This is a genomic window from Nitrosomonas sp. Nm166 (assembly GCF_900112825.1).
Taxonomy (GTDB): domain Bacteria; phylum Pseudomonadota; class Gammaproteobacteria; order Burkholderiales; family Nitrosomonadaceae; genus Nitrosomonas.
In genome coordinates this window covers 1-21591 of the sequence record NZ_FONE01000032.1, presented here as the reverse complement: position 1 = coordinate 21591, position 21591 = coordinate 1, and the positions used below count along the sequence as shown (strand labels likewise).

The 21591-nt window shown below is 45.7% G+C and carries 18 protein-coding genes and 1 pseudogene; 6 read left to right on the top strand and 13 right to left on the bottom strand.

What is annotated here, in order from left to right; all coding sequences use genetic code 11:
- The first annotated feature begins 19 nt into the window (after nucleotides 1–19).
- The 3 genes from BM021_RS09950 to BM021_RS09940 all read left to right on the top strand — a co-directional run bounded on the left by BM021_RS09950 (nucleotide 20) and on the right by BM021_RS09940 (nucleotide 3736).
- The gene (locus BM021_RS09950; RefSeq protein WP_090720888.1) at nucleotides 20–445 is read left to right on the top strand and encodes a DNA polymerase III subunit chi; all 426 of its coding nucleotides are present in this window, start codon (nucleotides 20–22) and stop codon (nucleotides 443–445) included.
- Nucleotides 446–476: 31 nt separating this feature from the next.
- The gene (locus tag BM021_RS09945; protein ID WP_090720887.1) at nucleotides 477–893 is read left to right on the top strand and encodes a hypothetical protein; all 417 of its coding nucleotides are present in this window, start codon (nucleotides 477–479) and stop codon (nucleotides 891–893) included.
- 80 nt (nucleotides 894–973) lie between these two features.
- Nucleotides 974–3736 carry a valine--tRNA ligase gene (locus BM021_RS09940; RefSeq protein ID WP_090720905.1) on the top strand — a complete coding sequence of 921 codons (2763 nt, stop codon included), beginning with the start codon at nucleotides 974–976 and terminating at the stop codon, nucleotides 3734–3736.
- 63 nt (nucleotides 3737–3799) lie between these two features.
- On the opposite strand, the gene bioA is transcribed toward BM021_RS09940, so the two are convergent.
- The 6 genes from bioA to BM021_RS09910 all read right to left on the bottom strand — a co-directional run bounded on the left by bioA (nucleotide 3800) and on the right by BM021_RS09910 (nucleotide 8640).
- Complete coding sequence (gene bioA, locus BM021_RS09935) at nucleotides 3800–5143, bottom strand: adenosylmethionine--8-amino-7-oxononanoate transaminase (RefSeq protein WP_090720886.1); 1344 nt, start codon at nucleotides 5141–5143, stop codon at nucleotides 3800–3802.
- Nucleotides 5144–5175: 32 nt separating this feature from the next.
- On the bottom strand, nucleotides 5176–6438 hold the full coding sequence (locus BM021_RS09930; RefSeq protein ID WP_256207868.1) for an OprO/OprP family phosphate-selective porin: 1263 nt from the start codon (nucleotides 6436–6438) through the stop codon (nucleotides 5176–5178).
- Nucleotides 6439–6594: 156 nt separating this feature from the next.
- A complete protein-coding gene (gene trmB, locus BM021_RS09925) occupies nucleotides 6595–7260 on the bottom strand; it encodes a tRNA (guanosine(46)-N7)-methyltransferase TrmB (protein WP_090720884.1) in 666 nt (221 codons plus the stop codon).
- A 35-nt stretch (nucleotides 7261–7295) separates the two neighbouring features.
- Nucleotides 7296–8117, bottom strand: a complete 822-nt coding sequence (locus tag BM021_RS09920; protein WP_090720883.1) for a thiazole synthase — start codon at nucleotides 8115–8117, stop codon at nucleotides 7296–7298.
- Between the two features lie 44 nt (nucleotides 8118–8161).
- Nucleotides 8162–8365: a sulfur carrier protein ThiS gene (thiS, locus tag BM021_RS09915; protein WP_090720882.1), complete on the bottom strand. Its 204-nt coding sequence runs from the start codon at nucleotides 8363–8365 to the stop codon at nucleotides 8162–8164.
- Nucleotides 8366–8490: 125 nt separating this feature from the next.
- Complete coding sequence (locus tag BM021_RS09910; RefSeq protein ID WP_256207867.1) at nucleotides 8491–8640, bottom strand: type II toxin-antitoxin system VapB family antitoxin; 150 nt, start codon at nucleotides 8638–8640, stop codon at nucleotides 8491–8493.
- 140 nt (nucleotides 8641–8780) lie between these two features.
- Here BM021_RS09910 and cas3 point away from each other — a divergent pair, with 140 nt between their 5' ends.
- Genes cas3 through BM021_RS15545 form a run of 3 tightly spaced genes read left to right on the top strand, consistent with a single transcriptional unit; the run spans nucleotide 8781 to nucleotide 13142 of the window.
- A complete protein-coding gene (cas3, locus tag BM021_RS09905) occupies nucleotides 8781–11510 on the top strand; it encodes a CRISPR-associated helicase/endonuclease Cas3 (RefSeq protein WP_090720880.1) in 2730 nt (909 codons plus the stop codon).
- Nucleotides 11507–13000 (top strand): type I-E CRISPR-associated protein Cse1/CasA, encoded by a 1494-nt coding sequence (gene casA, locus BM021_RS09900; protein WP_090720879.1) that lies wholly within the window; start codon nucleotides 11507–11509, stop codon nucleotides 12998–13000. The genes cas3 and casA overlap by 4 nt, the downstream gene beginning before the upstream one ends.
- Nucleotides 12993–13142 carry a hypothetical protein gene (locus BM021_RS15545; protein WP_177186353.1) on the top strand — a complete coding sequence of 50 codons (150 nt, stop codon included), beginning with the start codon at nucleotides 12993–12995 and terminating at the stop codon, nucleotides 13140–13142. The genes casA and BM021_RS15545 overlap by 8 nt, the downstream gene beginning before the upstream one ends.
- Before the next feature lie 113 nt (nucleotides 13143–13255).
- Here the strand turns inward: BM021_RS15545 and cas1 are convergent, their stop codons facing one another.
- The 7 genes and pseudogenes from cas1 to BM021_RS15255 all read right to left on the bottom strand — a co-directional run.
- A complete protein-coding gene (cas1, locus tag BM021_RS09895; RefSeq protein WP_256207872.1) occupies nucleotides 13256–13771 on the bottom strand; it encodes a CRISPR-associated endonuclease Cas1 in 516 nt (171 codons plus the stop codon).
- Nucleotides 13772–13919: 148 nt separating this feature from the next.
- Nucleotides 13920–14675: an IS21-like element helper ATPase IstB gene (istB, locus tag BM021_RS09890; protein ID WP_090720877.1), complete on the bottom strand. Its 756-nt coding sequence runs from the start codon at nucleotides 14673–14675 to the stop codon at nucleotides 13920–13922.
- A 57-nt stretch (nucleotides 14676–14732) separates the two neighbouring features.
- A complete protein-coding gene (locus BM021_RS09885) occupies nucleotides 14733–15506 on the bottom strand; it encodes a Mu transposase domain-containing protein (protein ID WP_177186352.1) in 774 nt (257 codons plus the stop codon).
- Between the two features lie 260 nt (nucleotides 15507–15766).
- Nucleotides 15767–19660, bottom strand: coding sequence for an alpha/beta fold hydrolase (locus BM021_RS09880; protein WP_090720876.1), 3894 nt, complete (start codon nucleotides 19658–19660; stop codon nucleotides 15767–15769).
- Nucleotides 19661–19920: 260 nt separating this feature from the next.
- The gene (locus BM021_RS09875; RefSeq protein ID WP_143074323.1) at nucleotides 19921–20295 is read right to left on the bottom strand and encodes a hypothetical protein; all 375 of its coding nucleotides are present in this window, start codon (nucleotides 20293–20295) and stop codon (nucleotides 19921–19923) included.
- Nucleotides 20296–20380: 85 nt separating this feature from the next.
- Nucleotides 20381–20806 (bottom strand): hypothetical protein, encoded by a 426-nt coding sequence (locus BM021_RS09870; protein ID WP_090720874.1) that lies wholly within the window; start codon nucleotides 20804–20806, stop codon nucleotides 20381–20383.
- Between the two features lie 707 nt (nucleotides 20807–21513).
- A pseudogene (locus BM021_RS15255) lies at nucleotides 21514–21591 on the bottom strand (IS5/IS1182 family transposase); the annotation flags it as partial.

The window sequence follows — 21591 nt, the reverse complement described above, 5'->3', positions numbered from 1 at the left end:
CGAGTAAACGGATTATTTGATGACGCAAATTTTTTTCTATTCAGGATCCAGCGATAAGTTGAAAACAGCTTGCCGGCTTTGTGCCAAGGCTATACAGCAGGACCTGAGGGTAATGGTTTATACACCAGATGCGGCATTAATTGAGCAGTTGAACGAGTTGCTTTGGACTTTTTCTCCCATTAGTTTTATTCCTCATTGTAGTGTTCATGATGATGAACAATTGGTCAGAGTAACGCCAGTCATACTGAGTGATCAGATGCCATCTAATGACCGTTTTGATGTTCTGCTCAATCTTGATCGACAGCCTCCGCCTTTATTTGATCAGTTTGATAGATTAATAGAAATTGCGGGGATTTCTCATGAGGATAAGTCGACTGCCCGGGAACGCTATCGCTTCTATAAGGATGCTGGTTATGAGATACAGCATTACAATCTGGATGATTAATTGAACCGAGGTAACCACTGATTTACTTAGCATGGATGAAAATAAATCTACAACAGACCTTGATGATGCTCAAATATTGAATAAGTTCAATAACTTGATGAATAAATACAAGAATCAAGGCAAGATGACAAGCGTTCCGCATACAGTAGCCTCTACTTTGGCTACTGCTTCTCAAGCTGACCAAATAACGCAGGCAATAGAATCAGACAAAATACCTACCTTAACCGAGGTTGTGATACTGCATCCATCTATTATTCAACCGCAACCGAAGCGGTTGACACCGATCTGGCAAATATTGAATGCTGCGCTGGAAGATGCTCATATCGAAATGGATATTTCGGATAGAAAAGCTTTGGCGCATGCATTAGAAGTTCGCCTGGCTGACCGGAATAACCGCACATTGTTCTCCTCCGGAAGAAGCCAGTCTATCCAAACATATCAGGAATAGCGCGCTTCTTGTCCAACGCGCCAAAATGCATCCGTTATAATGGCGGTCCTGTTTTTCCATTCAATCCAAGTTTAAATTTCATGGAACTCGAAAAAAGCTTTGACCCGAAACGTATTGAAAACCGCTGGTATTCTATCTGGGAATCGGCAGGTTATTTCAAACCATCCGCTTTAGCAGACCAACTTGCCTATTGCATTATGCTGCCACCCCCTAATGTCACAGGCACGCTGCATATGGGGCATGCATTCCAACATACGTTAATGGATGCATTAACGCGTTACCATCGCATGCTGGGCGATAACACTTTATGGCAGCCAGGTACGGACCACGCCGGTATTGCGACGCAAATCGTCGTTGAACGCCAATTGGATCAGCAAAATCTTGATCGCCGTGAGTTGGGGCGAGAAGCATTTTTAGAACGGGTGTGGCAATGGAAAGAGGAATCCGGTTCTACAATTACTCGACAAATGCGACGCCTGGGCACTTCCTGCGACTGGACGCGTGAACGTTTCACTATGGATGCCGCTTTATCACGTGCAGTAACCGAAGTTTTCGTGCGCCTTTATAACGAAGGATTAATTTATCGGGGCAAGCGGCTGGTAAATTGGGATCCGGTGTTACAAACGGCGGTTTCGGATCTGGAAGTGGTATCTACCGAAGAAAACGGTTCTTTGTGGCATATTCGTTATCCTCTGGAGCAGGCGGATGGCCATGGAACAGAGCAAACAGAAGCCTTGATCGTCGCCACCACCCGACCTGAAACCATGCTGGGAGATGTAGCGGTTGCCGTGCATCCTGAAGATTCCCGCTATCAACATCTGATTGGGCGCCATGTGCGTTTGCCCTTGTGCGAGCGAACAATTCCGATTATTGCAGATACCTATGTCGAGCTGGAATTTGGCACCGGTTGTGTAAAAATCACCCCGGCGCATGACTTTAATGATTATCAGGTAGGGCAGCGGCATCATTTTGTGCCGATCAATATTTTCACACTGGATGGAAAAATCAACGATCTGGCACCGAGTAAATATCAAGGATTAGATCGTTTTGATGCCAGGAAAAAGATCATTGCTGATTTGGAAATGCACGGCTTTCTGGTTGAGACTAAGCCGCATAAACTGATGGCACCGCGCGGTGATCGTACCAATACCATTATTGAACCCATGTTGACCGATCAATGGTATGTGGCGATGGAAGGACTGGCCAAGCGCGGACTGGAAGTGTTTGCGCAGGGGGAGGTTAAATTTACGCCGGATAACTGGGCGCATGTTTACAATCAATGGCTGGAGAATATTCAGGATTGGTGTATTTCACGCCAATTATGGTGGGGACACCGCATTCCCGCGTGGTATGACGAGGACGGCAATGTCACCGTTGCGCATGATCTGGAAGAAGCGCAAAAGCTTTCTGGAAAAAATAATCTGCACCAAGACGACGATGTGCTGGACACCTGGTTCTCATCAGCACTCTGGCCATTTTCAACCTTGGGCTGGCCGGATGAAACACCGGAATTGAAGACATTCCTGCCGACTTCGGTGCTCATTACAGGTTTTGACATCATTTTCTTCTGGGTTGCGCGCATGGTCATGATGTCATTGCATTTCACCGGTAAAGTGCCGTTTAAGGAAGTTTACATTACTGGCTTAATCCGGGATGCCGAAGGCCAGAAAATGAGTAAATCCAAGGGCAATGTACTCGATCCGCTGGATTTGATCGACGGCATTACTTTACCTGATCTGATTGCAAAGCGCACGGCAGGATTAATGAATCCAAAACAGGCTGAATCCATTGAAAAGAATACCCGCAAGCATTTTCCCGAAGGCATTCCGGCTTTTGGAACCGATGCCTTGCGCTTTACTTTCGCCAGCCTGGCTTCGCATGGCCGGGATATCAAATTTGATATGCAGCGTTGTGAAGGTTACCGAAATTTTTGTAACAAGCTGTGGAACGCAACGCGCTATGTGTCAATGAATTGTGAAGGCAAAGATACTGGATTGGATGATACGTTGCCATTGACCTATTCTGCTGCAGATCAATGGATTATCAGCCGCTTGCAGCAGGCAGAGTATGCTGTTGAGCAGGCGTTTGCCAATTATCGCTTTGATCTGGTAGCACGAGAAATCTATGAGTTGGTGTGGGATGAATATTGTGACTGGTACGTTGAATTTGCCAAAGTGCAGTTAAATAACGACCAAGACTCGGTGCAGCGAGCAACCCGCCGAACTCTGGTGCGAGCATTGGAAGCCATGCTGCGGCTTGCGCATCCGCTCATTCCGTTCATTACCGAGGAGCTTTGGCAAAAGGTTGCACCACTGGCAGGGAAAAAAGGTGCAAGCATTATGGGGCAGCCCTATCCAAAAAGCGATGAGGCAAAAATAGATCAAAATGCCATGCAGACCATTGCTTTGTTAAAAGACCTCATCAATGCTTGCCGTACTCTGCGCAGTGAAATGAGCCTGTCTCCGGCAATCAAAGTGCCCTTATTGGCAACAGGCAATCAATCCGTTCTGACTGAATTTTCACCTTACCTATTGGCATTAGCAAAGCTATCGGAAATTGATTTTAGACAAAACGAGCTGCCCAATGTCGACGCACCGGTTTCTATTGTCGGCGAGTTCAGGCTAATGCTAGAAGTTGAAATTGATGCAGAGATTGAACGTGAGCGCCTGGCGAAAGAAATTGCACGCACTGAGATAGAAATCGCTAAGGCTGCATCAAAGCTGGATAATCCCAGCTTTGTTGAGCGTGCGCCGGCAACTGTGGTGGCGCAGGAAAAAGAACGCTTGGCAGGCTTCAATGCAAAACTGGGGAAACTGAAAGAGCAATTCAGCAAATTGGGATAATTATTGGGTGAACGTGAGGAATCAGCTTCCGTTCATCTTGAAGTAGCTATAATCAAAATTATATTAATTACTGATTGTATCGAGTACCTGCAGTGTGCCATTCACTAGCAAATCCATTTCCTGTTCGTTGATGATATAAGGCGGCATGAAATAAATGGTTTTTTCCAATGGGCGCAGGACTAATTGCTGCTTTAAGCCCGCCTGAAAGCATTTCGCCGCAAAGTCTCGCTCATCCGTATCGACTTCAAAAGCCCAGATCATTCCACAGTTTCGGAAATTCTTTACTTTGGGGTGAGCTAACAGCGGTACTGCAATTTTGTTCAGATAAGCTGCCTTGGCTTTGTTGGCTTCAATTACCTGATTCTGTTCAATGAGATCCAGTGTGGCTAATGCTGCCCGACAGGCTAATGCGTTGCCAGTATGCGAATGAGAGTGCAAAAAGGCACGTGCTGTTTTGTCATCGTAAAAAGCCTGAAAAATTGGATCAGTCGTCATGACCACCGAAAGTGGCAAATATCCGCCGCTCAGACCTTTGGACAAGCATAAGAAATCTGGGGCTATATTGACTTGATTACAGGCCAATAAAGTGCCAGTCCGACCAAAGCCGACTGCAATTTCATCGGCTATTAAATGTACCTGGTATTGAGTGCAGATTTCTCTGGCGCGTTGCAGATAAATCGGATGGTACATGCCCATGCCGGTTGCACCTTGCACCAACGGTTCAAGAATCAATGCAGCGGTTTGCGCGTGATTTTCTGCCAGATAATGTTCCAGGCTTGCTGCCGCACGAATAGCATAGCTCTCCGGCGATTCACCCGCTTCTGCATAACGCCAGTCCGGCGTAGGAACATGCGCGCATTGCCGAAGGAGTGGTGCATAAGTTTCTCGAAAAATGGCGATATCGGTGACCGATAGCGCACCCAGTGTTTCACCGTGATAATCATTTTGCAGACTGATGAAACGGCTTTTCTGCGGTTGATCGTACAGCTGCCAATAGTGAAAACTCATTTTTAGCGCGATTTCAATAGCTGAGGCGCCATCACTGGCGTAGAAGCAATGCCCAAGTGAGCCGGGTGCCATTTGCTTGAGTCGTTCGGATAAAGATACCACCGGTTCATGGGTGAAGCCTGCCAGCATGACATGTTCTATTTTTTCAAGCTGATCGCGGATGGCTGCATTGATATAAGGATGGGTATGTCCAAAGAGATTGACCCACCAGGAACTGATGGCGTCCAGATAGCGCTCACCAGCAGCATCATAAAGCCACACTCCTTTGCCGCTAACAATCGGGACAAGGGGATAAATTTCGTGTTGCTTCATTTGCGTGCAAGGATGCCACACAGCTTCCAAGCTTCTGGATTGAAGTTGAAAGGAAGATAAGGGAATATCAGGGGTGGTATTTGGCATTATATTTTTAATGAGTAATTAAATCCGATGAATTAAAAGCTTATCTGAGTACGAAAAGAAACAGCAGACAGATTATCTTTTCGCGTGGGTGTGCCTGGGCCTGTATGGCCATTCGTGGCTTCAGAAAAGTAATAATTCAGCATAAAGCGGATATTCTGATAGGGATACCAATTCAAACCGAGGGTGATCACCTGAACCTGACATTTTGAAGTGCCTGTTCTGCAGGGGTCTGCCGTGAGATTTTGATTGATGTTTTCGGCGAGATCAAAGCGTCCGGCAAGTTCCAGTGCGCCCCATTTACCGATCGGCTGGGGTTTGCCAAAAGCGCCCCGATCTTTTTTATAAACTGCATTTTCACCGGTTATAAACCAGCTGGCCTGCACATAATAGGCATGAATGGTGGAATCTTTGTTATTTCCAGCTACTTGATGGGTATTGTCCAGTCTTGAGATGGCGTATTCCCCCTGTAGAGTGACAGGCCCGAGAGAGTAGGCAGCTTCTGCAGAAAAAGTGGATTGGCTATTGTGACTGGGTGCGCCAGAACTTGCGCCTGCAATTCCCAAAGATTTATTAATTCCCAAACGACCACCATAAACATCAACTATCCTGGCAGACAATGAATCTTTATTGCTGGTATCTCTGCTGAGAGAGAATCCGAGATGCAGAATGTGGCCTTCTTTGTCTATTGGCAGCCAGACAGCGCGCCCGCCATACATGATGCCTTCAACAGGTAAACCAAAATGCGACAAACTCATTACGTTAACGCCTACGCCGAGATTGTCCCTGATCATTGAGCGGTAACCAATTCCCGTTAAAAATTGTCGTCCGCCATATAATCCAGTCGATGAAGTCGATGGGCGTTCCATGAGTGTAATTTCATTGGAACTGGTTATTTCTTCTAAGCCCCGATAGGGTTTGAATTGACCGATGGTAAGCTGGCCTGGACCCAGTTTTGTCGATACCCAGGCTTCACGAAGGCTGTGCGGAAAAGCGGTGGTAGCATTGACTGCAAAGTCATTCTCAAATTTGAAATTGAAACGATGAATTTTTCCGGTTAACGTGGCGTAAGTTCTGCGCCAATTAAACCCATCTCGATCATGACTGCTTAAAAGCTGGCTACCAAACGGGGGATAATTTGGATTCGCTGTATCTGGATATAATGAATGTATATCGAAATGTCCACGACCGTTCAATCCGATTTCAAAGTTACCATCATCACTCTTTATTCTGGGGCCACCTTTATAGGTAAAGTTGATTGCATAGCATGAAGTAATACTCATATTTGTCAGTACCATAAGACTGCAAAATTTTATAAGGTATTCATGCTTCATCTACACCCGGATATGGAATATCGTTTGGTATATAAGTGATTCGATTATATATCAATATAAAGAATGCAAACGATATTAAAGGTTTGAACAATGCAGTGTTGATACCTTTATGACTTGTATTTATTTTTTTGCAAAAATTATATCCCATACGTCATGCCCGAGCTTGAGTCCTCTTTGTTCAAACTTTGTTAATGGACGATAGGCGGGCCGTGGCGCATAAGCAGGGACGGTGTTAATTAGTTGTGATTGCTGGTTCAAAACTTGAAGAATTTGGATGGCGTAATCTTCCCAGTCAGTAGCGATATGCAGATAACCGCCGGGTTCTAAGTGTTCGCCCAAACGGGCGACCAACGCTGGCTGAATCAGGCGGCGTTTGTGGTGTTTGGCTTTAGGCCAGGGATCGGGAAAAAAGATATGGATTCCTTTTAAGCATTCAGTCGGTAGCATGTATTGCAATACTTCGACGGCATCGTGCTGAATGATGCGCAGATTAGTCAATTCGAGTTTCTCGATTTGATTGAGCAGACTACCCACTCCCGGTGTGTGTACTTCAATTCCCAGATAATCATTTTCAGGATACCTTTGCGCGATAGCGGCTGTGCTTTCCCCCATTCCGAATCCGATTTCGAGGATTTTGGACGTTTGCCGGCCGAACACCTGATCCAAATCCAGCCGATTCTGGCTAAAAGGGATACCATATTTGGGTAGCAATGTTTCACAAGCGCGACGTTGCGCATTGGATAAGCGCCCCTGACGAAGAACGAAGCTGCGTATGGTGGATTGCATCAGTTAATAAAATGACAGAGCAGGCAATGAAGTGATCAGGCAGATTTATCCGTCGTCTTTGTCGTGGCGGTATTTGAACGGGCAATTACGCCTTCTGTTGGGGAGCTGGGGCTTGCGCTGTACAGTTTTTTTGCCATGCGTCCAGCCAGATAAGCTTCCCGCCCGGCTTCTACGGCTTTACGCATGGCGGACGCCATCAGCACAGAATTTTTGGCTGCGGCAATGGCCGTGTTCATCAGCACGCCATCGCAGCCCAGTTCCATCGCAATGGTGGCATCGGATGCAGTGCCGACACCCGCATCGACCAGCACGGGGATTGTGGCATTGTCGATGATGATCTGCAGATTCCATGGATTCAAAATGCCCATGCCCGAGCCAATCAAGGAAGCCAGGGGCATGATGGCTACACAGCCCATGTCTTCCAGTTGTTTGGCAATGAAAGGGTCATCCGAAGTGTAAACCATCACCTGAAAATTTTCCTTGATCAGGATTTCTGCTGCTTTAAGCGTCTCCACCATATTCGGGTAAAGTGTTGTAGGATCGCCCAGCACTTCCAGCTTGACCAAGCTGTGGCCATCCAGTAACTCACGCGCTAAGCGTAATGTGCGCACCGCGTCTTCAACGGTATAACAGCCTGCTGTGTTGGGCAGGAGTGTGTACTGGGAAGGCGGCAGAACATCCAGCAGGTTGGGCTCGCCAGCGTTTTGCCCGATATTTGTGCGGCGAATGGCAACCGTAATGATTTCCGCACCGCTGGCTTCAACCGCCGCACGCGTTTCATTGAAATCCTTGTATTTACCTGTACCGACCAGTAAACGTGATGTGTATGTTTTATCGGCAATAACTAAATTATCCATGAAATCCTGTTATCAATATTCATATGCTGACCTAATCGTGAGATTTAGCCACCGCCAACTGCTACCACGACTTCCAGTTGATCTCCGTGAACCAGAATTTGTTCTGAGAACCGGCTGCGCGGAATAATTTCACCATTGCATTCGATGGCTATGCGTTTACCGTGCAACGCGAGATGGTCAATAAGCTGAGTAACGTTAATCGGCGTTTCAAACTGCCGCGGTTGTCCATTAATGGTGAGTTGAATCATGGATAATAAAGCTGGGATTAGAGTTTTCAGATTAGCTAGATAAACAAATATCAGAAAGGAATTTTATCATGCAGGGGTTGGATTATTGGAATAATTTATCAGAACTAACGATTAAAGTCGTCTATTCATAGTGGCCGACCGCCCAGCAATGCCAGGCGTTTGGCACTTTCCCGTTCAACTAGAGCCAACAAGCCTTCGCGCACCAATGCGGTTTTTTCATGCACGCCGGTCAATTCGACCGCCTGCGCGTATAAATCATCATCGATATTCAACATGGTTTTCATATTTAGCTTATCAATCTGTCAAATAAGGCACCATTTTATGGCAATTTGGATGCATGAAATGGCGTATGGAGGATATAGAATGTAATGTTAAGAACTTGAATTACCAATTATCAAATTAGACAGATACTTAAATGACAACGGCACCTTATTATCGATACTGGGGTAAAGCGTCTAAAGAAGGCAATAGCTACCATTTGTTACCGTATCATTGTTTAGATGTAGCAGCGGTGGCAGAAATCTGGTTGCAACTGAGCCCGAATCTTTTGCAACGTTTTATTACGATGACCGGTTTAGATGAAACAAAATGTCGTGCCTGGATATTATTTTTTATTGCAATGCATGACTACGGGAAAATGGATCTTCGTTTTCAGCGTAAAGCGCCACATGTTTGGAAAGGTATAAATAATGAATTGAATCTTATTCCAGACACGTTGAATGGATTGGATATTAAGGGATATTTTCATGGGTCGGCAGGTTTATATTGGTTTTATCAGGACTTAAAAGAACGTTTCGCATCACCTGAAATTCAAGATTTCAACTTTGATGACAGTGATGATTGGTCTGCTTGGTATAGCTGGATGGCTTCTGTTGTTGGTCATCATGGTATTGTGCCCGACGACTATAAAAAAGAAAGTCATGAATATGCTTTAACCAAGGTAGCACAAGAAGTTTTAACCGTTTTTGAGAATGCAAGGCTGCAATGGTTAAGTGTTTTAGAAAAAATGTTTTTAATTCCTGCCGGTCTTTCTATTAAAGATAATCCTCCTCAATTAGAAACCGGAAAACACAAACTTACTGCTGCAACGATGCTGGCAGGATTCTGTTCTGTCTCCGACTGGCTAGGTTCTTCAGATTGTTTTACTTATGACAATCAAGCTTGTGAGGGTTTTACCCAATTACAGGCATGGTACAAAAGACGACTTAAGATTGCAGCAGATGTACTTCAAGCATCCGGTCTGATAAGTTACACAAAAGCTTATCAATCGATAAATTCCCTTTTGGAAAATTATGCACCTCGCCAACGTCAGTGCTTGGTCGAACAATTACCCAAAACCCCAGGTTTGACATTGATAGAGGCATCTACTGGTTCCGGTAAAACTGAGACAGCCTTGGCATATGCTTGGAAACTGATTGATGCTGGCTTTGGCGATAGCATCGTATTTGCCTTACCAACCCAAGCAACGGCTAATGCAATGCTGAAGCGCTTGGAAAAGGCAGCGCAAGTATTATTTACCAACCAAACTAATGTTGTATTGGTGCATGGCCGTGCCAAGTTCGTTCAAAATTTTATTGATTTAAGAAAGGCTTGCCTACCAAATACCATACAGGGAAGCGAAGAAGCCTGGGTTCAATGCGGTCAATGGCTGGCGCAAAGTCGTAAACGTGTTTTTTTGGGTCAAATTGGTGTTTGTACGGTGGATCAGGTTCTGGTGTCGGTTCTACCGGTTAAGCACAAATTCGTGCGTGGTTTTGGTATCGGTCGCAGCATACTGATTATCGATGAAGTGCATGCCTATGACAGCTATATGTATGGTTTATTGGATGCTGTTTTGGAACAACAGCGCCTGGCTGGCGGCAGTGCAATTTTATTGTCAGCTACCTTGCCACAACAACAGAAGCAGCAACTAGCCAAAGCATGGGGCAGCCAATGCCTAAATAGCAGTGAAGTTTATCCATTGATAACGCATATTGGAACTGGTGGCTGCAAAAGTTTTGATTTGCAAGAGTTACCCAAGCAACAACCTGAACCATACTCAATTAATCTGGATTTGCAATATATCCCGCAACTGTTACCGGACGATACTTTAATTCAGCGGCTGCTGGGTGCTGTGAAACAAGGTGCCCAAGTTTGTGTTATTTGTAATCTAGTCGATGTTGCACAGGGATTGTATCAACATCTTCAAGTCTTAATCGAACAATCGAATGTCTTACAGGACGACCAATGCCTGTTATTTCATTCACGCTATTTATTTGCCGATCGGCAACAAATTGAACGCGAGGTGCTGGATTTGTTTGGTCCAAATCCGGAACCGGCAAAGGCTAGAAACCAAGGACATTTACTGATTGCCACTCAAGTGGTCGAACAGTCTCTTGATCTCGATTTCGACTGGTTAATTACGCAACTCTGTCCGGTCGATTTGTTGTTTCAGCGCATCGGCCGTTTACATCGTCACGCCAAAAATCAAACACTCAGACCGAAACAATTTGCAGCACCCATCTGTACAGTATTACTGCCAACGGATGAAAGCTATGAATTGCACGAGCTGATATATGGCAACAGCCGGGTATTATGGCGGACAGAACAATGCTTGCAAATGGCTGTGCAACAACAGAATGCACAGATATGTTTTCCCCATGCTTACCGGGAATGGATCGACAAAGTTTACGACGAAGATTATTGGCCTAACGAACCGGAAAAAGTTATAAAGAGCTACGAGGCATACGATCAAAAATGTTATGTCAGCCAGATGACTGCCCGGCAACTGATTAATAGTTCCATGACCGAACTAGCCGACAATGACAGCAATGTCGCTGCACTGACGAGAGACGGCGAGATGAGCCTGAATGTCGTGCCATTCTATATCGACGAAAATTGCCTAAAGCACTTGTTGGACGATTCTGTCGTGAATGAATTGGATCCAAGCCAGTTTTATGAAATGCTTAATCTAAATACAGTTTCTGTCCCAAAAAGCTGGGCAAATAAAAACAGATTACCATCGGTAGATCAAGAAGGCTTGATATGGCTACCAATGATTGCTCATGGTAATGGGTATTTTGTCGGGTCTCATGCCACAACCGAATATTGTTATCACCGCAGAACAGGGTTATCCCGAAGGGAAGTTGTCAAGGAGGATGCATGAACTTATTAACAGAAGCCTGGATTCCTATTCAACATAACAGTCAATTCCAAAAAATTACGTTGCAGCAGTTATTATGTGGCGAAAAAACCGGCGAATTATGCCTGCCGCGAGACGATATGGAACTGGCCTGTTTGCAATTGCTTTGTGCGATTACGCAAGTGTTATTTACGCCTAAGGATAAGAAGGAATTAGGGAAATATGTAACGCAACCGGTAAGCAGTGACGCTTATGAAAATGCTTGCAAGGGAAAAATGGATTGGTTTGATTTGGATCATCCTGAGACACCATTTATGCAAATTCGTAATGTTAAAGCCATTCAACCGACGTTAATGGATAAGTTGCTTGCTGGAGTGGCTGATGGAACAAACAAAAGTTTTGTTAATCCCCGAGGTCTGGGTGATTATCTTTGTGGTAGCTGTGTGGCAATTGCATTGTTTAACGTTGCCAATAATGCACCAAGCATGGGTGGTGGCTTTAAGGGGAGTTTGCGTGGTAGCACACCCATTACGTTATTAATTAAAGGAAATGAACTTCATCAAACAGTTTGGTTGAATATATTGACCGAGGAGACTTTAGCAGAAATTATGCCTTGGTATCAGGAAACAAAGACCCAAAAGCCAAATTATTTAGATAGAGTTAGTGCGGATAGCAAAATCCTGGCATCGTGTATCGGGTTAAATCGCGGTTTACTTTGGCAACCAGCATATTTTGAATTGTTGTCACCTAAACCTAAAGGAAAATGTGTTTGCTGCGGCAGTATCGAACCAGTCTATGCGGGTTTTAACAAGGCTAAATTCAATTACACAGTAGAAGGAATCTGGCCACATCCTTTATCGTCACGATTTTTTTCAATTAAAAAAGGTGAGAAAGAAGAGCGCTTTCCTTCTTTTACGACGACTGCACCGACCTGGACACATTTGAGTCGGCTAGTGGTTGACCAACAAAATGAAAAGGAAGGGCAACAGACTGCTCCAGTTATTCGTCAGGCACGCACATTTATGCAAAATGACAAAATACAGTTAATTGTCGGCGGTTACCGTAATAATCAGGCAACTGTGTTGGAACGGCGGCATGAATTTTTTAGTTTGGCGCAAGGCTGGGCTGAGCATGGTGAAGTAATTCGACGCATAATAACCGATGGCCTAGCCTATAAAACCATACTTCGAAAGGCCTTATATTTATTTGCTGTAGGTATCAAAGATAAGATTCACGGCTCAGGTGTCAATTTGTGCGATTTTGCTGAAGCTGATTATTACCATCAAACTGAGAATTGGTTACATCAGTGTTTGGCAAGCATCAATTTTGACGCACCAGATAGTGATTTGAAATCCTTAAACTTCCAACTGAAAAAATCGGTAACGAACATTTTTGACAAAGTAACCGAACCCTACCGACAAGAACCTAAAATGCTGAAAGCCTTGGCTCTGGCCAGGCGCTCTTTGCATAAATCCTTAAAAGAACTGGAACCCCAAGGAGTTGCTTGTGATTGAGAAAAATGAACTGCCTGATTTTAAAGATTTATATGAACGTTACCAGCAACTGAAACCCGGCTCCAAGGCGGAATTGAAACGAGTGATGACTCCTGCCGATCTGCTCGAAATACCAACTTCTTACCGGGTGGGGGTATGTTAACTTCTCCCAAAACGCCGTACACTTTTGACTTGATACCCAAACTTGCCGAGATTTAGGTACCGTCGCCAACTTATCGCTGCGGTCTGATTGTTAAATGATTATTTTCTGGTTTGCTAAATATTGAGTGTCTGTTGAGTAGCAAGCTTTAATGGCTTATCACCAAGCCGCTTAAGCAGCCCTACATAAGCATTAATTTCGTCCCGAATTACGCCATCAGGCAATAGAGCTTTAGTAACCACTACCCGGGCCAATTGTGGATGCACTCTAATCACACCTTGCCGATCCAATACAAAATCACTTCGACGCCATCGTTGATTAGCCACCCAAGTAAAAATAGTCCTGTCAACTACCGGTCGCAGTGGCTCCACCAAATCAAAAACAAGAGAAGCTCGTCCATCCTGATCAGCATGAAGGTTTCCCACGGCCACATCGAGTCCTGCGATCTGTAAAGCTCGTTCTACCTGCCCGGCTAATATCGCATACGCATAATTCAATATTGCATTGACTGGATGTGTGGCTTTATAGCCCTTGCCCGAAATAGAGGATGCCCGCTGAGTAAAACTTTTCCATTCAATCGGTACATCTTTTTCTTTCCATTTAATCGCAATATTCCAGGTAGACCAATAGATGTCAATGACAGAGCAAAAAGGTACCGGCGTAGCGCGCGAAAAGTGTACCAGTTAGGTTAATAAAAAAGAGGGATTTGACCTCTGGTTTTCGCTTCTGATTTTTTGTTTCTTGGGTTTCAGTCAAAGCGCAGTGTACCCCTAAAATCTTTTAAATTGGTTTGGAATTCTCCTTTTCTATCGGTTTGGTTTGTAAAGTCTGCTTTTGCCGTTTCTTGCTTGTGGCCAGGCGATATGATTCTCCATTCATTTCCAGAATATGCACATGATGGGTCAGACGATCCAGTAACGCGCCGGTTAATCGTTCCGATCCGAGAACACTTGTCCACTCATCAAACGGCAAGTTGGATGTAACCAAGGTGGCACCATGTTCATAGCGCCGGCTGAACACCTCGAATAAAAGTTCTGCCCCCACTGCGGTAAATGGTACATAACCCAGTTCGTCGATGATCAGCAACTTGACGTTGACCAAGTGCTTTTGTAAGGTACGCAATCGTTTTTCATCGCGTGCCTCCATCAATTCATGTACCAGCGCTGAAGCTGTTGTGAATAAAACACTCAGGCCTTTCTGACAAGCAGCCAATCCTAAAGCTAATGCAATATGAGTTTTGCCAACGCCTGAGGGACCCAGCGCAATGATGTTTTCGCGCTTGTTGATCCATTCACAGCGCATCAACTCCAGTACCAGTGATTTATTCAGTCCAGGAATAGTAACAAAGTCGAATGTATCCAGGCTCTTAATTACTGGGAATTTGGCCTGACGTATGCGCCGTTCGGTATTTCGTCGTTCACGATCGATGCATTCCAGCTCGCAGAGCCGTAATAAATAGCGTGCATAGTCAATATCCTGTTGAGCGCATTCGATGCCTACTTTCTCATATTCACGTGCAAAGGTCGGTAACTTCAATGTCTTGAAGTGATTGATCGCAAGACTTGCGGCGCAACCGTGGTAGTGATAAAGGTATCAGTCATAGCGCGCCTCCGCAGCCTGCTGGTTTGCTTTAGCCAGCAGACTTAAGTACGCTCGTGGTTTAGTGGATTGCACGCTGGCACGGGGTAAATAGGGATAGAGCGTCAAGTCGAGCTTGGCGGGTCGTCGTTCGATCGCACATAGAATCAAATGCTTGATGGCATCAAAACCAATCGTGCCGAACCCCAACGCTTGTTTAATTGCCTGCTCAACTTGCGCTAGGCTGAAATTCTCTAGCAATCGTAAGACTTGGATGTATTCCTTACGGCCCCGGCGCTCCATGCGGACTTCCAGCAGTCGGCGCAGCCGATCGAATACTTCAGGCAGAATCCAATCTTGCAGCGGTGCTGCCTGATCGAGCGCACGGGGCTTCTGTTCCAGCAGTGCTAAATAGTGCAAGGGGTCGTAAATAAACTCTTCCCGTTCGTAGCTGCGCACATGGGGTGCAATGGTATCTGTGCCCATGCAAATGTCGACATGATCCACATAACCTTTGACCAATACTTCCCGGTGACCGTATTGGGTAGGCACCGAGTAATCGTTACTTCGATAACGTACCAGAGACAATGAAGATACGCGGGTAGAAATCTTATGGCAGGCATCAAAAGGAACTGGAGGCAAAGCCATCAGTGCAGCCGTATCGCGTTTCATACGCTCAGCAATGGTTTCAGTTTGGCCACGTAGCTTAGCTTGTTGGCGTTTGATGCACCCATCCAGCAATTTTGAAAGCAAACTGAATGAGAAAAATAAAATCCCGATAAACTGCAATCCTCTCTCACAGGCCGGGAGGCTTTCGACTCAGTAAAAAAACTGTCCGTCAAAATGGGACAATTCCACGCCCTGAAAACAGGGACCTATCTTCCAAAGTTAGTAAACCCCCTTGTAACGGCAGGCTTCTAGTTTATTGCTGCCAATAGTGTGGAGTGTGAGTGAGGCACAAACTATAATCTGCAGTGGCGATTGCTATTTCAGCTCTGGCCTAAACTTCGGATATCGGAGGCGTTAACTCTCTTCCGCTCCGACTACCGCTAGTTAGTAGTGATCTGACGAACGTTAGTACCCCCTAAGGAGGTCCAACTCTCCTCGTTCCATCCTCCATTCGGTTCGCGCTGCCAGCGGTGGTATACAGCCTTGTCACCCCCGATGGCAAATAATTCCATGCGTCCATCCGCGTTGGCGCTAACCGTAATCTGGCTTATGTTTGTCCCCCCGAGAGAACCCCATCCCTCTTCGTTCCATTCTCCGTTCGGTTCGCGCTGCCAGCGGTGGTATACAGCCTTGTCCCCCCCGATGGCAAACAACTCCATGCGTCCGTCCGCGTTGGCTCCAACTACAATCTGGCTTATGTTTGTCCCCCGGAGAGAAACCCAGCCCTCTTCATTCCAGGCCCCATTCGGTTCACGCTGCCAGCGGTGGTATACGGTTCCGTCACCCCCGATTGCGAATAATTCCATGCGTCCATCCGCGTTGGCGCTAACCGTAATCTGGCTTATGTTTGCCCCCCCGAGAGAACCCCATCCCCCTTCGTTCCAAGCCCCATTCGGTTCGCGCTGCCAGCGGTGGTATACAGCCTTGTCCCCCCCGATGGCAAACAACTCCATGCGTCCATCCGCGTTGGCTCCAACCGCAATCTGGCTTATGTTTGTCCCCCCGAGAGAAACCCAGCCCTCTTCGTTCCATCCTCCGTTCGGTTTGCGCTGCCAGCGGTGGTATACAGCCTTGTCCCCCCCGATGGCAAACAACTCCATGCGTCCGTCCGCGTTGGCTCCAACTACAATCTGGCTTATGTTTGTCCCCCCGAGGGAACCCCATCCCTCTTCATTCCAGGCTACTCCATTCGGTTCATGCTGCCAGCAGTGGTATACAGCCCTGTCGCCGCCGATGGCAAATAGCCCTACACGCCCGTCCCCGGTGGCGCCGGCCGCAATCTGGTTTATATTCGTGCCTCCGCGGGAGTTCCAGCCTTCGCTCCATCCTGCGTTCGGTTCGCGCGGCGAACGGTGGTATACAGCCTTGTCACCCCCGATGGCAAACAATCCCATCCGTCCACCCTCGTTTGCTGCGACCGTGATCTGACTTATATTTGTGCCTCCGACGGAGCCCCATCCCTCTTCGTTCCATCCTCCGTTCGGCTCGCGCTGCCAGCGGCGATATACAATCTTGTCGCCACCGATTGCAAACAACTCCACGCGTCCGTCCCAGGTAGCCCCCACCATGACCTGAGTTATAATTGTCCCCCCGAGAGAACCCCATCCCTCTTCGTTCCATCCTCCGTTCGGTTCACGCTGCCAGCGGTGGTATACGGTTCCGTCACCCCCGATTGCGAATAATTCCATGCGTCCATCCGCGTTGGCGCTAACCGTAATCTGGCTTATGTTTGCCCCACCGAGAGAACCCCATCCCTCTTCGTTCCATTCTCCGTTCGGTTCGCGCTGCCAGCGGTGGTATACGGTTCCGTCACCCACGATGGCAAACAACTCCATGCGTCCGTCCGCGTTGGCTCCGATGGCAATGTGGCTTATGTTTGCCCCCCCGAGAGAACCCCATCCCTCTTCGTTCCAAGCCCCATTCGGTTCGCGCTGCCAGCGGTGGTATACGGTTCCGTCACCCCCGATTGCGAATAATTCCATGCGTCCATCCGCGTTGGCTCCAACCGCAATCTGGCTTATGTTTGTCCCGCCGAGAGAACCCCATCCCTCTTCGTTCCAAGCCCCATTCGGTTCGCGCTGCCAGCGGTGGTATACGGTTCCGTCACCCCCGATTGCGAATAATTCCATGCGTCCATCCGCGTTGGCTCCAACCGCAATCTGGCTTATGTTTGTCCCGCCGAGAGAACCCCAGCCCTCTTCTTCGCTCCAGCCTGCGTTCGGTTCACACTGCCAGCGGTGATATATGACGCTATCACCACCAAGTGCAAAAAGCTCAATAAATCGTAGAAATCCGCCATAGATCGTTGAAAGAACGAATCGACTTATTTCTCGGGCTAACCATCGTGGACGTTCGTCATGAATGGAATGGCCTGTATTCTGAACGAATACAGCTCGTCCTGGATTATTAACCATTCGTGGAGCAAACTCACGAGTGTAATCATAAATCCTATAATATATCTGATTATCTTTTGAGCCCGCTATCAGCAACAAAGGAACCTCCGAGGCTTCAAAACAAGGTCTTCCTCTGCTGTCAAGCACTTCATCAGTGTGGCTAAAAAGGAGTTGCTCATAAGCTACTCTCCAATGCATGCGTCGTCTTGTACTGGAGTAAGTTTCAATCAGAGACATTAATGCACCCATCGTCTTAATAGATTTTGTGGATTTGTATTCTCCTGCACAGTCTTCTCGCCCAAGCCAAGTTTCAGATTGCGTAAAGCCTACACGATTGGCATAGTGTTCAAAGGTAACGTTAATACCCGGTACGAGTGCAGGTGTAAAAGGTCCTAAAGTAGGCCCTAAAACAGGTACAAATTCAAGTAATGGGACTCCTACTGTACCTCCAAAGTGTACAAGTATTCTAGTCCATGCTTCAAACTCTGGAGTCCCATCATTGATAATCCGTTCTCCCGCTAGTACAAGACAAATAAACTCACTACGAGATTGAGAACTTTCAGTATCATCACAACGATCTCTAGGACGGGATAATACTGTATGCCCAACTGCACCAAACTCATCCTCTCCGGGGAGGGAAATTAGCACATCTTCTCCGGGAGAAGGAACAAAAGGATCCCATCGCCCGAGAGACTTAGGTGCAGAAGCTGGAGACCATGCAACAAGAGCCTTTAGCCATGAAGGATTAGTAACTAAGTGTTCAGAAAGGCGAAGACAAAGATTTCCGCCAAGACTGCCGCCAATAATGGCAGAGATCCGATGCAGGATTCCGGCTTGACCCGCTCGTTTCATTTCTGCATCAAGTGCCTCAACGAAGGACACGATACAGGATTCAAAAAACTCAAGTATTCCAAACCGACGTTCTCTTGGGCGATCAGGTACAAAGTTGGTCTCAGGCAGTGGTGAAATCACTTCATGATCAATATACTCTGAATACCCGTGTGTTGGTAAATCAAAAGAAATCAAAGCTAGCTTATGAGAAGAGCAACTCGACCTTTCTAGACTTAAGGCTTCGTAGATTTTGCCTGCCTCTTCTAGCCTGGAGCTGTGTCCATGTATAAAGATAATTATGTCAGCTTCCGCATTAATTACTGGAGGAATGTTCAGGTTTGGAAGTCCACCTGAAACCGGAGCAATTGTAGAAAAATCCCTCGCTCCTGCAATGGCGTATCGGATTCGACATCTGGTTTCACGTCGATGATGTGCGACGATGATATCAATGTCACGGGTAGGCCAAACAGTTGAAGGAATATTGACTGGGCGTGATGGTTGGTCATGTTCTGCACTCACAGCAAGCCATCCCAAGCTCACCCGATTGGCTTTGCGATACTCTGAAGGGCCATGCAGCGCCCAAACAATCAAGATGGCACGATCTATAACCGATCTAACCGCATCTTGATTTTCCGTGGAAAAAAGTGACCCTATTGAAGTGCTTAATCTACTAGCAGCATTAATCATCCCACCCAAGACCCGCGCTCTAAGTTGCTCGATATCAAATTCACCCGAGCTATTTATCGCAATACGTCGAAAGTGGCCGTATCCTTTTGTTCCGGTAACACTGAGGTCAGCCAGGGCATTAGATACGAGCCCAGCTAGAGATCTATCTACTCCTGATATGGAAATATGACCATGTTCCATTAACTTAAACACTGCAGCCGATGAAAGAGTACGACTAGCATCTCCCCATACTACTGCAGATATTACTACTTCATGCAATCGTCCATCACTATAAACCAATCTTTCTGGGGGAATAAAAAATCCATCCAAGTTAGCAGTTGGACAAGGTTCCGTTCCGGGATTTAAAACATCTTCAATTAGCATAATAGTTGATCCTCAAGTATAGGAGAAAATAAATATCAACCTTGAATTTCTTACAGAGAAGTACATGTCCAATTTCTTTCGTTTTACGCCAATAGCTTTATTTTTCAGAAGAACCCACCAATAATTAGTCGATCAAAAGGTATGGCACAAATGCGGTCCACATTCCAAATGTCTGCACTTACTAGCAACGAATAATTCGAATTAACCCAAAACGTCGCTTTTTCTAATCCTATAATAAGGCCTTCTCTCCTCTTTCCTGTTCACCAATTAAAACCAAAACAAGCACCACAAATATATGTAGAACAACTGCGCCAAGCGCCCGTGTATTCATAAGAGCCATTATCGCAAACTTGTATAATTCCATAGCACGATGTATTGGTTTGTGCAGCATTGCAGGTGGGTTCTGAATTTCTGCATAAGACTTTATACCCTGTCCAGCATGGAGCGCCATCTCCGAAATTGCTCGTCGCAATTTGTGCTTCCCCAGGCAAACAGCGTCCTTCACAAAAAGGAGCCGTACCTCGCCATGTATCAGCATTTACACTAGGTGTCAGCGAGAAAATGAATACACCAACCATGATTATCTTCAGATCAAAGAATTGTATCGGCGCTGATATCTTGCGTAAAAATCCCATTTCTCTCCTCCTTATCAAAAGATCATGTTAAGAAGAAAAACTTAACCATTAACCACCCAAGTAATGATTAAGTCGCATCCTTAATCTACTTACACTCCTTGTAACTCTTCTCCAAGATTTCAAGCTCGGCTCTCAGGAACTTTGCGCTTTCTTCGAATTGTTCAGCCAACTCTCCTACTACTTTCATCTCAATACAAGACCTTATTACTTCATTAAAAATTGAAGGTGTCGAGGTAGGTCCTGACCGGAGCCGATCGATAAGTAATTCGCTAAGAATGTTTAAATTTGACTGGGGGTCTGTGTCACTAAAAAGAGCTTTGTTGAGACCAAACTGAGCGATGTTAAAATCAAAAATGAGTTCAGGAGGGTCTGGACGAGGGATTTTCCATAACCAATAATATCTTTCTTGATTGAAGCATTTCCAAGAATTCCCTGCATTTTTTTTGCCCTCAGGTCTTGCGCTACTACCACTAGCAATAACTCTGCGACATGCATCAGGATCGAATCCCATCGCTGTCTCCTCTAATTTTAGTAAGGAAAAGCTAAGCTACTAATAAATAAGTCAACAAGGAATAGAATAAAATTTTCTACATTATGAACGTATTGTAAAACGTATGAGCTGTCAAGTATATTTAAATTAATTAATTTTTCTGTAAAGATCTATAAAGGCTCTGTTGCAAACACATGGCAACTAGAGTTAACTCTAAGATATGTTTTATTATATGCGGCATAAATACCATACCGAACTGTCTTTCAATGAGACAGATTTCACCTATTAGCCCTTGTCCATATTTTATGCAATCACCTCCTTTTTTAAACATATTCATGAGCTCAAATCCTTTGATCATTGCATAAAAAGTCTTCATGGATTTAAAACTATGCACTGGATTGATCAGCTATTTAAGCTATCCTCGGTCGGCTTCAATAATGTTGTTAGATATTTCTCTGCTTGTGCATAGTAACCAGAGAACAATTTTCTTTTGATTTCAATTCCGCTACAGCAGGTCTAAAAGCCAATGCTCTGTCCGTATTGATGGTCTTCGGATGCCCTAGGCCCTTATGGATTTGAGTGCTCAACCCCAGAGCTGTTTTGCGTGGCCAGCCAGCATTATCTCGTTTTTCACCTCGATTTAATATTTCATTGCTTCAAATTTGAATTTCGCTCCCTATTCAAACATGACTATTTTTTTCGTTAATAAGTTAGGGTCTGTTGACATTTCACATAGGTAACCACAGATATCCGCATGCCATGGCGACCATACTCTCAAAATTTCTCTTCAGTTTGTCATATCGTGT

What these genes read in the sequence shown, in the direction of transcription:
- BM021_RS09950 (WP_090720888.1), top strand. Translation starts at nt 20, where the DNA reads ATGACGCAAATTTTTTTCTATTCAGGATCCAGCGATAAGTTGAAAACA.
- BM021_RS09945 (WP_090720887.1), top strand. Translation starts at nt 477, where the DNA reads ATGGATGAAAATAAATCTACAACAGACCTTGATGATGCTCAAATATTG.
- BM021_RS09940 (WP_090720905.1), top strand. Translation starts at nt 974, where the DNA reads ATGGAACTCGAAAAAAGCTTTGACCCGAAACGTATTGAAAACCGCTGG.
- bioA (WP_090720886.1), bottom strand. Translation starts at nt 5,143, where the DNA reads ATGCCAAATACCACCCCTGATATTCCCTTATCTTCCTTTCAACTTCAA.
- BM021_RS09930 (WP_256207868.1), bottom strand. Translation starts at nt 6,438, where the DNA reads ATGGTACTGACAAATATGAGTATTACTTCATGCTATGCAATCAACTTT.
- trmB (WP_090720884.1), bottom strand. Translation starts at nt 7,260, where the DNA reads ATGCAATCCACCATACGCAGCTTCGTTCTTCGTCAGGGGCGCTTATCC.
- BM021_RS09920 (WP_090720883.1), bottom strand. Translation starts at nt 8,117, where the DNA reads ATGGATAATTTAGTTATTGCCGATAAAACATACACATCACGTTTACTG.
- thiS (WP_090720882.1), bottom strand. Translation starts at nt 8,365, where the DNA reads ATGATTCAACTCACCATTAATGGACAACCGCGGCAGTTTGAAACGCCG.
- BM021_RS09910 (WP_256207867.1), bottom strand. Translation starts at nt 8,640, where the DNA reads ATGTTGAATATCGATGATGATTTATACGCGCAGGCGGTCGAATTGACC.
- cas3 (WP_090720880.1), top strand. Translation starts at nt 8,781, where the DNA reads ATGACAACGGCACCTTATTATCGATACTGGGGTAAAGCGTCTAAAGAA.
- casA (WP_090720879.1), top strand. Translation starts at nt 11,507, where the DNA reads ATGAACTTATTAACAGAAGCCTGGATTCCTATTCAACATAACAGTCAA.
- BM021_RS09880 (WP_090720876.1), bottom strand. Translation starts at nt 19,660, where the DNA reads ATGCTAATTGAAGATGTTTTAAATCCCGGAACGGAACCTTGTCCAACT.
- BM021_RS09875 (WP_143074323.1), bottom strand. Translation starts at nt 20,295, where the DNA reads ATGGGATTTTTACGCAAGATATCAGCGCCGATACAATTCTTTGATCTG.
- BM021_RS09870 (WP_090720874.1), bottom strand. Translation starts at nt 20,806, where the DNA reads ATGGGATTCGATCCTGATGCATGTCGCAGAGTTATTGCTAGTGGTAGT.